General features: G+C 61.1%; 15 protein-coding genes. 1 reads left to right on the forward strand and 14 read right to left on the reverse strand.

Annotated features, from left to right (window positions below; genetic code table 11):
• Positions 1-7: 7 nt before the first annotated feature.
• Genes flhB through ACI3GR_RS17835 form a run of 8 tightly spaced genes read right to left on the reverse strand, consistent with a single transcriptional unit; the run spans position 8 to position 6,238 of the window.
• Positions 8-1,129 carry a flagellar biosynthesis protein FlhB gene (gene flhB / locus ACI3GR_RS17800; protein WP_407496388.1) on the reverse strand — a complete coding sequence of 374 codons (1,122 nt, stop codon included), beginning with the start codon at positions 1,127-1,129 and terminating at the stop codon, positions 8-10.
• 10 nt (positions 1,130-1,139) lie between these two features.
• The gene (locus ACI3GR_RS17805; RefSeq protein ID WP_407496389.1) at positions 1,140-1,892 is read right to left on the reverse strand and encodes a flagellar biosynthetic protein FliR; all 753 of its coding nucleotides are present in this window, start codon (positions 1,890-1,892) and stop codon (positions 1,140-1,142) included.
• Positions 1,892-3,994: a flagellar biosynthesis protein FlhA gene (gene flhA / locus ACI3GR_RS17810; protein WP_407496390.1), complete on the reverse strand. Its 2,103-nt coding sequence runs from the start codon at positions 3,992-3,994 to the stop codon at positions 1,892-1,894. The genes ACI3GR_RS17805 and flhA overlap by 1 nt, the downstream gene beginning before the upstream one ends.
• Positions 3,994-4,761: a transglycosylase SLT domain-containing protein gene (locus ACI3GR_RS17815; RefSeq protein WP_407496392.1), complete on the reverse strand. Its 768-nt coding sequence runs from the start codon at positions 4,759-4,761 to the stop codon at positions 3,994-3,996. The genes flhA and ACI3GR_RS17815 overlap by 1 nt, the downstream gene beginning before the upstream one ends.
• Entirely contained in the window at positions 4,761-5,030 is a 270-nt protein-coding gene (locus ACI3GR_RS17820) for a flagellar biosynthetic protein FliQ (protein WP_407496394.1), read from the reverse strand. Before ACI3GR_RS17820 ends, ACI3GR_RS17815 begins: the two co-directional genes overlap by 1 nt.
• Before the next feature lie 18 nt (positions 5,031-5,048).
• The gene (gene fliE / locus ACI3GR_RS17825) at positions 5,049-5,366 is read right to left on the reverse strand and encodes a flagellar hook-basal body complex protein FliE (RefSeq protein ID WP_407496396.1); all 318 of its coding nucleotides are present in this window, start codon (positions 5,364-5,366) and stop codon (positions 5,049-5,051) included.
• A gap of 10 nt (positions 5,367-5,376) precedes the next feature.
• Positions 5,377-5,787, reverse strand: a complete 411-nt coding sequence (flgC, locus tag ACI3GR_RS17830; protein ID WP_407496398.1) for a flagellar basal body rod protein FlgC — start codon at positions 5,785-5,787, stop codon at positions 5,377-5,379.
• 49 nt (positions 5,788-5,836) lie between these two features.
• The gene (locus tag ACI3GR_RS17835; RefSeq protein WP_407496400.1) at positions 5,837-6,238 is read right to left on the reverse strand and encodes a flagellar basal body rod protein FlgB; all 402 of its coding nucleotides are present in this window, start codon (positions 6,236-6,238) and stop codon (positions 5,837-5,839) included.
• Positions 6,239-6,328: 90 nt separating this feature from the next.
• Here ACI3GR_RS17835 and fliI point away from each other — a divergent pair, with 90 nt between their 5' ends.
• The gene (gene fliI / locus ACI3GR_RS17840) at positions 6,329-7,690 is read left to right on the forward strand and encodes a flagellar protein export ATPase FliI (RefSeq protein WP_407496402.1); all 1,362 of its coding nucleotides are present in this window, start codon (positions 6,329-6,331) and stop codon (positions 7,688-7,690) included.
• 35 nt (positions 7,691-7,725) lie between these two features.
• On the opposite strand, the gene repC is transcribed toward fliI, so the two are convergent.
• The 6 genes from repC to motA form a co-directional block, all read right to left on the reverse strand.
• The gene (gene repC, locus ACI3GR_RS17845) at positions 7,726-8,895 is read right to left on the reverse strand and encodes a plasmid replication protein RepC (RefSeq protein ID WP_407496404.1); all 1,170 of its coding nucleotides are present in this window, start codon (positions 8,893-8,895) and stop codon (positions 7,726-7,728) included.
• 184 nt (positions 8,896-9,079) lie between these two features.
• Complete coding sequence (repB, locus tag ACI3GR_RS17850) at positions 9,080-10,075, reverse strand: plasmid partitioning protein RepB (protein WP_407496405.1); 996 nt, start codon at positions 10,073-10,075, stop codon at positions 9,080-9,082.
• Between the two features lies 1 nt (position 10,076).
• Positions 10,077-11,252 (reverse strand): plasmid partitioning protein RepA, encoded by a 1,176-nt coding sequence (gene repA / locus ACI3GR_RS17855; RefSeq protein ID WP_407496407.1) that lies wholly within the window; start codon positions 11,250-11,252, stop codon positions 10,077-10,079.
• A 252-nt stretch (positions 11,253-11,504) separates the two neighbouring features.
• Entirely contained in the window at positions 11,505-11,921 is a 417-nt protein-coding gene (locus ACI3GR_RS17860) for a hypothetical protein (protein WP_407496408.1), read from the reverse strand.
• Positions 11,921-12,262: a hypothetical protein gene (locus tag ACI3GR_RS17865; RefSeq protein WP_407496410.1), complete on the reverse strand. Its 342-nt coding sequence runs from the start codon at positions 12,260-12,262 to the stop codon at positions 11,921-11,923. Before ACI3GR_RS17865 ends, ACI3GR_RS17860 begins: the two co-directional genes overlap by 1 nt.
• Positions 12,263-12,270: 8 nt before the next feature.
• Positions 12,271-13,137, reverse strand: a complete 867-nt coding sequence (motA, locus tag ACI3GR_RS17870) for a flagellar motor stator protein MotA (protein ID WP_407496411.1) — start codon at positions 13,135-13,137, stop codon at positions 12,271-12,273.
• Positions 13,138-13,243: the final 106 nt, after the last annotated feature.

The following is a 13,243-nucleotide window of genomic DNA, read 5'->3' on the forward strand; positions in this document are numbered from 1 at the left end:
CCTGCCCTTAATCCCATGACCGCAGCATCGACCCATCCGGCGGCAGACGCTGGATGTTGTGCTTGAGGTCCAGAACGTACCCGATGATCTCTGCCACGGCCTGCCAGTGTTCAAACGGGATTTCTTCGTCGATCTCGGCCACGTCGTGCAGCGCCCGCGCCAGCGGTCGGTTTTCCACCAAGGGCACGTCGTGATCGCGGGCGACCTTCCGGATTTGCGCCGCCATCAGGTCCGCCCCCTTGGCCACGCAGACCGGCGCCTGATCCGTCCCGTTGTCATAGCGCAGCGCCACGGCAAAGTGCGTCGGGTTGGTCAGCACCACGGTCGCCGTCGGCACGGTGGTGGTGATGCGCTGTTGAGCGCGGCGGCGGCGCTGTTCGGCCCGCTTGGCCCGGATCAGCGGGTCGCCTTCCATGTCCTTCTGTTCGTCCTTGATGTCCTGGATCGACATCCGCAACTTCTTCAGCCACTGGAACCGCTTCCAGATGACATCGGCGATGGACAGGATCACCAGAAGCACCGTGATGATGATCAGCAGCAACCCGGCAAAGCGAGAGATATAGGGAAGGATCGCCTCGGGCGCGATGCCGTCGGTCTGCCAGACGCCCCGCACCGCCATCTGGGCGAGGTAAATGGAAATCCCGCCCACGACCAGCACCTTGGCGACGCTTTTCAAGAACTCGACGAATGAATCGATCGAGAAGATTTTCTTGAACCCTTCCAGTGGGTTCACCTTGGACCACTTGGGCGTGATCCGGTCCAGCGCCACGACGACTTCGCCTTGGATCAGCACGGCGGCAAAGGCCGCGACAATCATCGCCAGCGCCACCGGGGCCAGCACCACGGCCACGCCGCCCGACAATTCCGTCGTCACCTGCCCCACGTCATGGATGCCCTGCAGATCGGTACCGATCCGCACCTGACCCGCGTTTTCGAACACCCGCCGCAGGGTGCCCACCAGCGTCGGCCCAAGCTGCGGCAAAAAGAAGATCGCGATCAGGAACAGCGACATGACGGACGTCATGTTGCCCACTTCTTTTGATGACGGAACGTCGCCTTTCTCGCGCGCCTCGCGCAGCTTTTTCTCGGTTGGGGCTTCTGTCTTGTTTGACTTGTCTTCGTCGGCCATCCGCGCCCCCCTAGAAGCTCATCATACCAAGCCACTCAACAAAGTGGCTGATGAAGGTGCGAATGGCTGTCGGGACAGCCAGAACAAGAACGAAAAGCCCCGCGGCGATCAGGACCGGCGCGGCGACAAAGAACACCGGAAGGCTGGGCAGCATCCGGTTGGTCAGGCCAAGGCCGACGTTCAGCACGACGCCCATGACGAAAAACGGCGCGGCCACAGAGACCCCGATATAGAACGCGTTCTGACCCGCGCGGATCATCTGTTCGGCCAGATCACCGGGCATCATCGTGCCGGGTGGAAAGGTGAAATAGCTTTCGATCAGCGCATCGATGATCACATGGTGGATGTCGGCGGCAAAGATCACCGCGATGGCCCCCAACAGCAGCGACGTGGCAATCAGGGTCGATCCCTGAAACGACCCGATGTCCGGCGCAAAGGCGTTCGACAGGCCCGAAACCATGCCGATCTGCGCCCCCGCCACCTGCATCGCTGTCAGCAGGACGCGGCTGACCAGCCCGATCCAGATGCCCAAGGTCACCTCGATCCCGAAGGCCAGAACCAGATCGACACCGCCCGTCGGCACCGGCCCCTGCGCCACGAGAGGCGTGATGACCAGCGCGATCAGCAGCGATGTCGCCAGACGGTGCCGCGGGGTGATAAAGCTTTCGCCAAAGCCCGGCATGAACATCATCGCCGCGCCGATCCGCGCAAAGACCAGTGCCACCGAAAGGAACTGAGTGGTGAGCAGCGCGCCCAGATCCATCAGTCTTTTCCGATGGTGGTCAGGGTGCGCAGGTTGGCGTTGCGGTGCACTTCGTTATGCGAAATCACCTGCGTCATCGGGCTGACCCGTTCCAGCATGTTACGGATGAAACTGCGCGCCTCGGGGGCGACCAGAATGGCGGGCCAGCGGTCTTCGGCGGCGTGGGTCTGGATCGTCCGCCGCGCCTCCAGCACGAACTCTTGGATACGCTGAGGCGACATGATCAGCGTCTTGTCTTCGCCGTTCTGGCGAATGGATTCCATGAACTCCTGATCCCATTTGTTCGACAGCGTGATCACCGGGATCGACCCGGTTTCATCCACCAGCGCCTTGCAGATCTGGTTCGACAGGCGGCGGCGCACGTGTTCGACGATATTGGTGACGTTGGACGTGGTGCGCTTGGCCTCGGCGATGGCTTCGACGATCAGCGGCAGGTTGCGGATCGACACGCGTTCGGTCAGCAGCCCCTGCAGCACATGCTGGATCAGGATCGCGGGGGACGAGCCAAGTTCGCCCACCAGTTTCTGGTAATCGCGGTCGAGGTTTTCGATCAGATGCTGCGTCGCGCCATAGGTCAGCAGATCGGGCATATGTTCCTTGACCACCTCGGTCAGATGGGTGGTGATGACGCTTTCCGGGTCCACGACGGTATAGCCCTGCCGCTCGGCCTCGGAGGCTTGGCCCGGCTGAATCCACAGCGCGTCCAGACCAAAGGTCGGGTCTTTCGCCGCCTCGCCCGGCATCTTCAGTGGATTGTCGGACGGGTTCACCACCATCATGCCGTTGGGCCGCACCTCGCCCCGCGCGACCTCGACCCCCTGCACCAGAATGGCGTAGGTGTTGACGGGCAGGTTGGGTTCATCCGTGATGCGGACCGATGGCAGCACGAACCCGAACTCGCGGGCAAAGAGGTTGCGCAGCGATTTGATCTTACCGGGCAGCGCGGCGTCGGTGGCGGACATCAGCTGCACCAGCGTCTCGCTCATCTCCAGCCGCAGATCGTCCAGCTTCATGGTCGACGATACGTTGTCTTCCTTGCTGACTTCGCCCGCGCGTTCCTTTTCGATCTCGGCCCGGCGCGCGGCCTCTTTGGCGCGGCCTTCCTGCTGCAGGATGTACCAGCCCAGACCGGCCATCAGCCCGCCCAGTGCAAAGAATACCAGCATCGGGAAACCGGGCAGCAGACCCATCGCGGCCAGCAGACCGGACGCCATAAACAGCGCCTTGGGAAAGCGCGACAACTGGCCCAGAACCGCCTCGTTCGCGGCGCCTTCGGTCCCGCCCTTGGTGACGATCAGACCGGCGGCCAGCGATACGATCAGCGCGGGGATCTGCGTGACCAGACCGTCGCCGATGGTCAGCGTGGTATAGGCGTTCGCCGCGTCACCCACCGACAGATCATGCTGCAGCACACCGATCAGGATGCCGCCGATGACGTTGATGAAGGTGATGATGATGCCCGCAACCGCATCACCGCGCACGAACTTGGACGCACCGTCCATGGCCCCGAAGAACCCAGATTCGTCTTCCAGTTCCTTGCGGCGGCGCTTGGCCTCAACCTCATCGATCAGGCCTGCGCCCAGATCGGCATCGATCGCCATCTGCTTACCGGGCATCGAATCCAAGCTGAAGCGGGCCGAAACCTCGGCGATCCGGGTCGAGCCCTTGGTGATGACCAAAAAGTTGATGACCACGAGGATCGCGAAAATCACGATCCCGATGACAAAGTTGCCCGACACGATGAAGCGCGAAAACCCTTCGATCACGCCGCCCGCCGCCGACGATCCGGTGTGCCCTTCGGACAGGATCAACCGGGTCGAGGCGACATTCAGCGACAGCCGCAACATGGTCACGACCAGCAGCAGCGTCGGGAAAGAGTTGAAGTCCAAAGGCTTCGGGATCCACAGCGCCACCATCAGCACCAGCACCGAAATCGACAGCGAAATCGCCAGACCAAAGTCCAGGATCACCGGCGGCAGCGGGATGAACAGCACCATCAGAACCATGACGACACCAAGCGCAAAGCCGATGTCGCGGTTCTTCAGGCCAAAGCCCATCATCTGGTTTTCGCGGGGGGCGCCGATCAGGTCAGAATTCGCCATTACGACCCCCTGCTAAAGACGGGCAGGATGGGGGCGATCTCTCCGGGGCCGAACAGGCTGCGCCCCCCTGCCCCGGTGCCATTGCCCAGATCAGCCGCCCAGAAGACACCCGTCGTGGGCATCCGCGCGACCTGCACCCGGTCTTCGCGGCTGGTGGCACCCACAAGCGCCTTTAGCCGATCGTATTGCGTATTGGCGACGGCCACGTTCTGTTCCAACCGCGCCAGATAGGCCTGACCCAGTTCCGCCGTGCCGGAATGATAGGCCGACGCCGCCGCGCGCCAATCGCCCTTGGCCTTGTACAGGCGGGACAGATAGGCTGCCGCGTAATCCACGTTGCGCACCGGGTTGAACCCGTCGGCCACGCTGTCAAAGGCATCCGGGTGCCAGTGCATGTTAATCTGCATGCAGCCCAGATCGACCGATGTCACACCGCTGGCCCGTTCCCGGTTGACCCAAGCGACGGCCTCGGCCTCGCTTTCGAAATACTTGCCGCGCCCTTCGGCGTTGGCGGTAAAGGGCCAGACGGTCAGCTGCCCATCGCGGTACAGCCCGCTTTCCTGCAACCCGATGCCCAGAAGCAGATTGTCGGGGATGTCGTACCGCATCTGCGCCAGCAGGATTTCCCGCACGCACAGCCCCGCCGCGCCCGTTTGAACCGGCGCAGGCGCGGCGCGCTCGGTGGGTTTGTAGAACCCCGCCCATTGCGCGGCCCCAAGGCTCGGCATCAGACCGGCGATCAGGGCGATGGCATACCGCAGCCGCATCACACCGTCCCGCTTGCGATCAGGTCGAACACGCGGTCCGACAGGGTTTTGACGGTGGAATAGATCAGCGGCGTCGCGATCAGAAGCACGACGAAAATCGCGGCGATCTTGGGCACGAAGGTCAGCGTCATTTCCTGAATCTGCGTCAGCGCCTGGAAGAACGCGATAAACAGCCCAACGGCCAGCGCGACCCCAAGAACAGGGGCCGAGGCCAGAAGCACTGTCAGGAAAGTGTCCGACAGGATGTCATATGCGTCCGTTTCGGTCACTTGCCCCCGCTAAACGTGTCAGACCGGCATCTGCATGATCTGCTGATAGGCCTCTACCAAACGGTCCCGAACGGATACGGCCAGCCGCAGCGTCGTTTCCATTTCCATCGTCGCTTCGACCACCTGCTGCGCCGACACGTCCCCGGTTAGACCCATCTGCTGGATCTGCTCGGCCTCGCGCACCGTGGTCACCGAATTCTGCGCCGCGTTGCGCAGCATGTCGGCAAAGTTGACCTTCGTCTCTTCTGGCGCGGCAAGGGCCCCTGCCCCGCCCTGCAGCTTGGACGACGATCCGTAGGCGCTATTGACCAGACCGGTGGTGATCAGCTTTTCCATCGTTCAGCCCTTACTTCAGCAAATCGATGATCTGAGAGCGCATCTTCCGCGCCGATTCAAACATGTTCATGTTGGCCTCATAGCTGCGGGCCGCTTCGCGCATGTTCGCCATCTCAAGGATGGGCGACACGTTCGACACCTTGATGAACCCCTGATCGTCCGCCGCCGGATGCGACGGCTCGTACCGCAAGGAGAAGTCGGACCCGTCGCGGTCGATCGACGACACGGCCACGGTCGACACGCCGGTATCGCGGTCCAGCAGTTCTTCGAAGGTGATGGTCTTGCGGCGATAGGGTTCGTCCCCCGGCGCCATGCCCGAAGACGAGGCGTTCGCCACGTTTTCCGACACGACCTTCAGCCGCTCGCCCTGTGCCAGCATACCGCTGGCGGAAATCTGTAGGATGGATTTCAACGGATCCATTTATGTCCCCTGCTCTGCTCTATGGCCCCTTGCCTGAGGGCCGGATTATTTACCGAACGCCGGTTGCCGCCAGCGTCAGCATTTCGTGCCCTTTGCGGTACAGCTGCGCCGCAAGGCGATAGTTCTCGGTCACCTCGGTGGATTTGATCGTCTGCTGTTCCAGCGCGACGTTGTTTCCATCCAGCGACTCTTCATAGGCATCCGGATCGTCGTTCACGCCGACGCCTTCCGCCCGCGCACCGGCCAGGCCCGCGATGTGGCGGCTGTTGGTCGTGCGGACACCAGACGCGCCGGTGGATCGCAGCACGTCGGCAAAAGGCGTCACATCCTGCGCCCTGAACCCTGGCGTGTCCGAGTTCGCGACGTTCTGCGCGATGACTTGTTGACGGGCCCCCAGCCAGTTCATGCGACGGGACGCCAGATTGAAGAAGGATAGGTCGCTCAGCCTCACAGCAAGGTTTCCTTTACGCTCTTCCAAGAATATACTAAGTTGATATTAAGATTAGCATGAATAAATCGCAAAGAGCAATGGATAGTTCTCATGAAGACAGCCTTCTCTCAGCTCTCTACCCTTGCTCGCACCGCTGAAGGCGCAAGAATAGCCGGTGAGGTCAGTTCGATTGTCGGGCTCACCCTGACAGTCGTCGGTCTGAACCGCGCGTTGGGCATCGGACAGCGCTGCACCATCAAGGGCCGCAAGGGCGAAGTCCTGGCCGAAGTCGTCGCGGTCACCGAAGACGGCACGCAGGTTTTGCCATTTGGCAACTGGGACGGCGTGACCATCGGCGACCGGGTTGAAATCTCTACCAATGGCGAAACCATCCGCCCCGACCTGTCGTGGATCGGCCGCGTGGTGAACGCGCTTGGCGAACCCATCGACAACATGGGCACCCTGCACGAAGGCCCCGTCGCCTGCCCGCCCAAGAACACGCCGCCCAATGCCTACTCTCGCCGTCGCGTCGGCGACCGGATCGATACGGGCGTCAGGGTGTTCGATGTCTTCACCCCGCTGTGCAAAGGTCAGCGGATGGGCATCTTCGCGGGCTCTGGCGTGGGGAAATCCTCGCTGTTGTCGATGATGGCGCGACGTGCACAGGCGGATGTGATCGTGGTCGGCTTGGTCGGGGAACGGGGCCGAGAGGTTCAGGACTTCATCCAGAAGGACCTCGGCTCCGAAGGTCTGTCGCGGTCGGTCATCGTCGTGTCCACCGGGGACGAACCACCCCTTATGCGCCGACAGGCCGCTTGGACCGCGACCGCCGTGGCCGAGTTCTTCCGCGACCAAGGTCTGCAGGTCATGCTGCTGATCGACAGCGTCACGCGCTTTGCCATGGCCCAACGGGAAATCGGTCTGGCGGGCGGTGAGCCCCCGACCACCAAAGGTTACCCGCCGACCGTCTTTGCCGAACTGCCGCAGCTTTTGGAACGCGCGGGTCCCGGCACTGGCGATCGCGGCGACATCACCGCGCTGTACACGGTGCTGGTCGATGGCGACGATCTGAACGAACCGATCTCGGACGCGGTGCGCGGGATCATGGACGGCCACGTCGTGCTGGACCGTGCGATTGCCGAACAGGGGCGTTTCCCGGCGGTGAACCTTCAGCGGTCGATTTCGCGGATGCTGCCGGACTGTCACAACCCCGGCGAATACGCGGTGCTGAAAGCCGCCCGTCGCGCGCTGGCCCGTTACGCCGACATGGAAGAACTGATCCGCATCGGGGCCTACCGCGACGGATCGGATGCCGAGATTGACGCCGCCATCCGTTTCGCCCGCCCGGCTGAAAATTTCCTGACCCAAGGCAAAAGCGAAAGCACCCCGTCCGACGATGCCTTCGCCAAGCTGTACGAACTGCTGGGTCACGCGGGGATCGAGGTCGAGGTGCCGCGGGACGCCGCCGAATAAGCTCCCTCCAGAGCCTAAGTTGACAGCTGTCAACATCACGCCGCCCGAACCTCTTGGGCGGCGTTTTTCATCCGCGCAATCGCGTTCAGCATCGGCATTACCGTAAACTCTCCCTGCTCTGCCTTTTGGCTGAGAACTCTGAAATAAGCTCCGGGGTTGGCAATCTGATCAATCCTCTGCACGATGGCGGCAACGGTGGTCGCTGCGTTCTCTGGCCCCATCTCTTTGCAAGCCCTGCCCCAAGACTGGGGATCGACTCCGATCATGGGTGCGACGTTGCAAACCGCATGGACGAACTCATCCCAATTTCGGCACTGATGGGCCAAATAGGGTCTAATCTCGGAACAGGTTTCTAGAACCATCCCCAAGTCTGGTGGTCTCTTATCAGGTACTTCTTTTTTTGAACTCTGATAGTGCCGCTCATTTTGGACGGGGCTGCCGCTCAGATCGTCTGATTCAGGGACGATTTCAGGGGAATTGTCCGCAGCCTTGTCCACACCCAAACGTTGACAGATGTCATCCAAAAGCGACTGCATGTCGTCCCGCATGTGGATCAGCTGAGCCTCGTCCAGCTTCCGCCGCAGATACCGACGGGCCAGAGCTGCGCGATCATCCAGCGCGTCCCAGTGGCCACCCTGCCCGCTTTCCTGCGCGAAAAGGATCAGCTTCACCGCGTCGCGCAGCATCAAAGACACCTCTTCCCGCAGCGCTTTGATCCGGTCACGGCGTACGATTTCTTCGGCGGCTTCGGCCATGATTTCGTGACCCATGACCAGCAAGGGCCGCAGGTCGAACCCAAAGGCGCGCGTGATCTGACCACCCTGTCCGCGCCGGGCATAGCGTTTGCCGTTGGGGCTGTCGTGGCGCAGGATCAGGCCGGCGTCGACCAGCGTGGCGATGTGCCGACGCAGGGTGCTTTCCGGCATCCCGTGCGCACGTTGCGACAGCGAAGCGTTAGAGGCGAAGACCACCATCGGTTTGCCATCCACCAGCTCTCGATCAGGGTGAAACGACAGCAGAACCTGAAGCACCGCAACCGCCCGATCCGACACGCCCCGAGACTTGGCGATCAGGGACAGCGCGTTCAGCACCTCCCATTTATCGACGCTCTCCATCACGGGTTTTTCCGTCGCGCGGCGCTGATTTTCCATCAGGCAAGCCGTCACCGGTCGCGCCCCGAAGGGCGTCGTTGTCACTGTCCGCATTTTTTCTTCACGAAAGGCAAATCTTTCCCGTTCTCCGCCTGTGGCGGAGTTGACAGCTGTCAACCGGAGGGGCTAGATTCGAGGTGCTAGAACGAACAAGGCCTCTTGGGATGATATGTCCTGGGGGGTCTTTTCTTTTGGAATTGCCTTGGGTCGTGCCTCCGTCTGGTTGCTGCTGCTCTGGTTATTCGCCGCGGGCTTTCAGCCAGTCGCGGTGAATGTCGGAAAGGTTATCGATCAGCCAGTCTTCGAAACCGTCTGTCTGTTTGGCGTCAAAGGTCAGCGTGGTTTTGCGACCCGAGGTTTTGGCCTGCGCGATCACCTGATCCTTGGCCCCGGCGATGGTGCGGGGCTCGGGTTTTTCGGGCTTGGGCTTGGCCTTTTGATTTTCACCGGAAAGGGCGGCCAGCGCGGCCTCGAACCGCTGATCTGACGGTTCATCGGCGGCAAGCTTCATCGCGCCCGCAACGGGAAAACCGGATCCGCGGTTGGCGTAAAGATCGGCCAGTTTCATCCAGCGATCCCGCCCGGCCGAGGGCGCGGGGCCGATCGCGCGTATCAGTTCCAAGGGCAGGGCATCCACCACCGACAGCATCCGAGAGATCACGGTTTTGTCGATGTGGAGCGCGTCGCAGATCACCTTGCGGTCGTAGCCTTCGTCGCGCATCTGGCGGGCGAAGTTGGCCTTTTCGATAAACGTCAGATCACGACGGGCGGCGTTTTCCTGACCCTGCGCGATGACCAGATCGTGGTCCGTCATGTCGCGGACCATCGCCTTGACCGGCATGTTCAGCGCCCGCATCGCGGCGATCCGGCGGCGGCCATAGACGATCTGGAACCGGCCTTCGGAGTTCGGATCGGGGCGCAGCAAAACCGGCACCTGCTGGCCATAGGCCTTGAGAGATGCCTGTAACTTTTCCTGATCCGCGCGGTCTTCTTCCAGACGGTCTTCGATACCGCCGGGGTCGATCATGTCGGGATGAACCTCGACCAGCGCGCGGCTTTTGAGTTCCGCAATCGACTGGCTGACCGCGCCGATCGCGCCCTTGGAATAGCGCGGGCGGGCAGGGGAGGGGGCGTCGTCGCTGGAATTGACAGCTGTCAACTTGTCGGAGGTCACGCTTTCGGTTTTCGGGAGAGGATCCCCCATCAAGCCCTTGAGCAGATCCTTTCGTGCCATCCTATCGTCCCCACGCCTGTTGGATGAGGCCTTCGATTTCCCCGTTCACCGCGTCCAGGCTTTCGCGGGCCCGGTCATAGGTGGTGCGGGTGAACTGGCTTTTTTCGACCTCGTACAATGTCTGTTTGGTGATGCCCGCGTCAGAGATCGCGGTGGATTTCAGGACCGTGTGGTTCAGCACATGATCCCCGAACATCGACCGCATGAAGCTGACCATCTGGTTCTGCGGACCGTCGCCCGGTTCGTACCGGGTGACGACATAGCGCAGCCAGTCGTAGTCCATGTTGCCGCCCGCTTCGCCGACGACGCCCAGAAGGTTCGAGGTCATCAGCAGGAACTGGCACATCGACATCACATCGAGCATCTGGGGATGCACGGTGACCAGAACGGCGGTGGCGGCGGACAGGGCGGACATGGTCAGGAACCCAAGCTGTGGCGGGCAGTCGATGACGACGATGTCATAGTCGGCTTCGACCTCGGCCAGCTTGTCGCCGATGCGGGTGAAGAAGAGGTTCCCCGACCGTTCGCTAAGTGCGCGGGGGGTTTCGTGTTCGAACTCCATCAGGTCGAGGTTGCCGGGGACAATGTCGAGATTGGTGAAGTAGGTTTTCTGGATGACGTCACTAAGAGGGCAGGGGTCGTCATAGCGGATGGCGTCATAGAGGGTGCCGCCGTCGAGTAGGTCGAATTCAGGCTGGTAGCCGTGCAGCGCGGACAGCGAGGCCTGCGGGTCAAGGTCGATCGCCAGCACGCGGTAGCCATCAAGTGCTGCCTTTTGCGCCAGATGCGCGGCGGTGGTGGTTTTGCCGGACCCGCCCTTGAAGTTGATGACGGTGATCACCTGAAGATGGTCGTCCCCATGGCGTCCGGGCATATAAGTGCCTGGAACCTTTGCACCTTTTTCCAACTGCTCGCGCAGCGCCTGAATATCTTCGGAGGTGTAGTAGCGCCGACCATTGCCGCGCATTTCAACCTCGGGCGCTTTGCCGTCGAGGTGGAGTTTACGCAGATAGCTGTCTTTGACGCCCAGAAGGTCGGCGACCTCTCCGGCGGCGAATTTGCGCATTTCCTTTGAGGCGTTCGGGGGGAACAGCTGGGCGCGGTGCTGTTGAAGCCGTTCGGACAGCCTTTCGGCATGGTCACCGATAAGCTTATCAATCCGTTCACTGCGGCGCATGTGCCAATCCCTCTGCCCGGGCCTTTTGCGGCCCTTAACCCTCTGCCTTATCCGTTTGTTACGGATTTTCGCGTTCTAAACGCTTCTTAGCGTAATTAGATGAGGGGTTTTGCAGATTCGGGCAAGACAATTCTTGCAAGGATAGGGGGTTTTATCCTTTTCAGCGCCAGATCCCGTGTTTTAAGGCCACATTTCGGGTCTGATCGCCGTCCCCCGCGCCTATGTGGGGCCGGTGGACCGGGGCGCGCGGGGTCAGCGATTCCAGCGCAGGATGGTCAGTTCTTCGATCTCTTCCTGTTCCTTGCGGGCGCGTGTTTCGCGTTCGTCGCGCAGATCCTTCAGGCGGAGCGTTTCATACATCTTCTGTTCGCGGAAATGGTCGCGCAGCTGGTTTTCGTATTTGATCAGCTTTGGCTCCAGCTCGTGCATCTTGGATTCGATGCGGCGCATTTCCTTGCTGATAGCGTCGGTAAAGGCGGCGACGTAGGGCCGGGCCTCCATGCTGGTGACCATGCGTTCGCGTTTCAGACGATCCTGCAGATCCTCGCGGGATTTGCGCAGGGCGATCACCTCGGTCCGCAATTCGGCCATGTCGCGTTTGATCTGGTCGATGTCGAGCCCGCGCAAGCGTTCCATCACGGAAAAGGCGCGGCGGCGTTTGGCGGACATCAGTGACCCCCCGCGGTTTTCTTGGCGGGTTTGTCCCCGCCTTGCATCGCGACGAGTTTGCCGCGCATCGACATGACGATCGGGTCGGGCAGCGCCACGTAGGATCTGCCGTAAGACGCCTTGAACGGGGCGAATTCTTCCAGTTCCTGCGGGGTGGGTTCGGTGCTGGTGGATCTGGACAGCGCCTCTTCGTAGGAGACCAGCTGTTCGGCTTCTTTCGGCGGCGGGGGCGGTTCGTCTTCGTCCTGAAAATAGGACAGGTCGCCAATGCGTATCCCCAATTGGTTTGCGACCACGGACGGGATGGATACCGTCGTGGCCGCAATAAGGAGGTACGTCACGATCCGCATCAGGCGGCCGGCAGTTCTTTCTGTGCCGCCTCAACTTCGTAGAAGTCGGGCTGCATCCGGGTGGGGATGTTGCCGCGGCCAATTTCGACACAGATGTTCGGCGGCTGGTTCGACACCATCGCAACAAAGATGTCGCGGATGACGTGGTAGAAGGCGCCGTCTTCTTCTTCGATCTGGGTCAGACGACCCGAGATCGGCTGCACCATACAATAGGCCAAGAAAACGCCGAGGAAGGTACCCACAAGCGCGCCACCGATCATCGCGCCCAGAACTTCTGGCGGCTGGTCGATGGACGACATGGTTTTGATAACGCCAAGAACAGCGGCCACAATCCCGATGGCGGGGAGACCATCGGCCATGGATTGAATCGCATGCGCCGCTTCGAGCGTTTCGTGGTGATGTTTCTTGATCTTGCGGTTGATGACGTCTTCGGTGGCGTATTTGTCATCGAACTGCATCGACAGCATCCGGAAGCTGTCGCGGATCAGGTCGAGAGAGAAGTGATCCTTGAGGATCTTGGGGTAGCGCTGAAAAATCTCGGATTCCTTCGGGTTCTCGATGTGATCGTCGAGAGCGAGGATACCCTTGGCCTTATAGATGCGCGTCAGTTCGTACATCAGCGCCAGCAAATCGTTGTAATCTTTGGCCTTCCACTTGGGGCCCTTGACCACCTTACCGACACCTTTGGCCGATGCCTTGATGACGGTGAAAGAGTTCGCGATCACGAAAGAGCCGAGGGATGCGCCCCCGATCATCATACCTTCGAAGGGAAGGGCGTGAAGGACGATGTCCATCTTGCCGCCCGAAAGCATGAACCCGCCAAAGACGAGGCCAAAGACCATCGCCAGACCCAGGAACATAGTCATTGTCTGCCACCTATATGCTGCTCTGCCGCTTTGGCGCGGCTTGTTGTGTGTCCACCATATGTATAATTGACTTCTGATCAAGTATAAACAAGAATAGCGGGCGATT

Source organism: Pseudooceanicola aestuariicola, from assembly GCF_045763785.1.
Taxonomy (GTDB): domain Bacteria; phylum Pseudomonadota; class Alphaproteobacteria; order Rhodobacterales; family Rhodobacteraceae; genus Pseudooceanicola.

Coding starts and splice junctions, on each gene's coding strand:
- repC (WP_407496404.1), bottom strand. CDS start 8,895: ATGCGGACAGTGACAACGACGCCCTTCGGGGCGCGACCGGTGACGGCT.
- flhA (WP_407496390.1), bottom strand. CDS start 3,994: ATGGCGAATTCTGACCTGATCGGCGCCCCCCGCGAAAACCAGATGATG.
- ACI3GR_RS17815 (WP_407496392.1), bottom strand. CDS start 4,761: ATGCGGCTGCGGTATGCCATCGCCCTGATCGCCGGTCTGATGCCGAGC.
- flgC (WP_407496398.1), bottom strand. CDS start 5,787: ATGGATCCGTTGAAATCCATCCTACAGATTTCCGCCAGCGGTATGCTG.
- fliE (WP_407496396.1), bottom strand. CDS start 5,366: ATGGAAAAGCTGATCACCACCGGTCTGGTCAATAGCGCCTACGGATCG.
- motA (WP_407496411.1), bottom strand. CDS start 13,137: ATGACTATGTTCCTGGGTCTGGCGATGGTCTTTGGCCTCGTCTTTGGC.
- ACI3GR_RS17860 (WP_407496408.1), bottom strand. CDS start 11,921: ATGTCCGCCAAACGCCGCCGCGCCTTTTCCGTGATGGAACGCTTGCGC.
- repB (WP_407496405.1), bottom strand. CDS start 10,075: ATGGCACGAAAGGATCTGCTCAAGGGCTTGATGGGGGATCCTCTCCCG.
- flhB (WP_407496388.1), bottom strand. CDS start 1,129: ATGGCCGACGAAGACAAGTCAAACAAGACAGAAGCCCCAACCGAGAAA.
- fliI (WP_407496402.1), top strand. CDS start 6,329: ATGAAGACAGCCTTCTCTCAGCTCTCTACCCTTGCTCGCACCGCTGAA.
- repA (WP_407496407.1), bottom strand. CDS start 11,252: ATGCGCCGCAGTGAACGGATTGATAAGCTTATCGGTGACCATGCCGAA.
- ACI3GR_RS17805 (WP_407496389.1), bottom strand. CDS start 1,892: ATGGATCTGGGCGCGCTGCTCACCACTCAGTTCCTTTCGGTGGCACTG.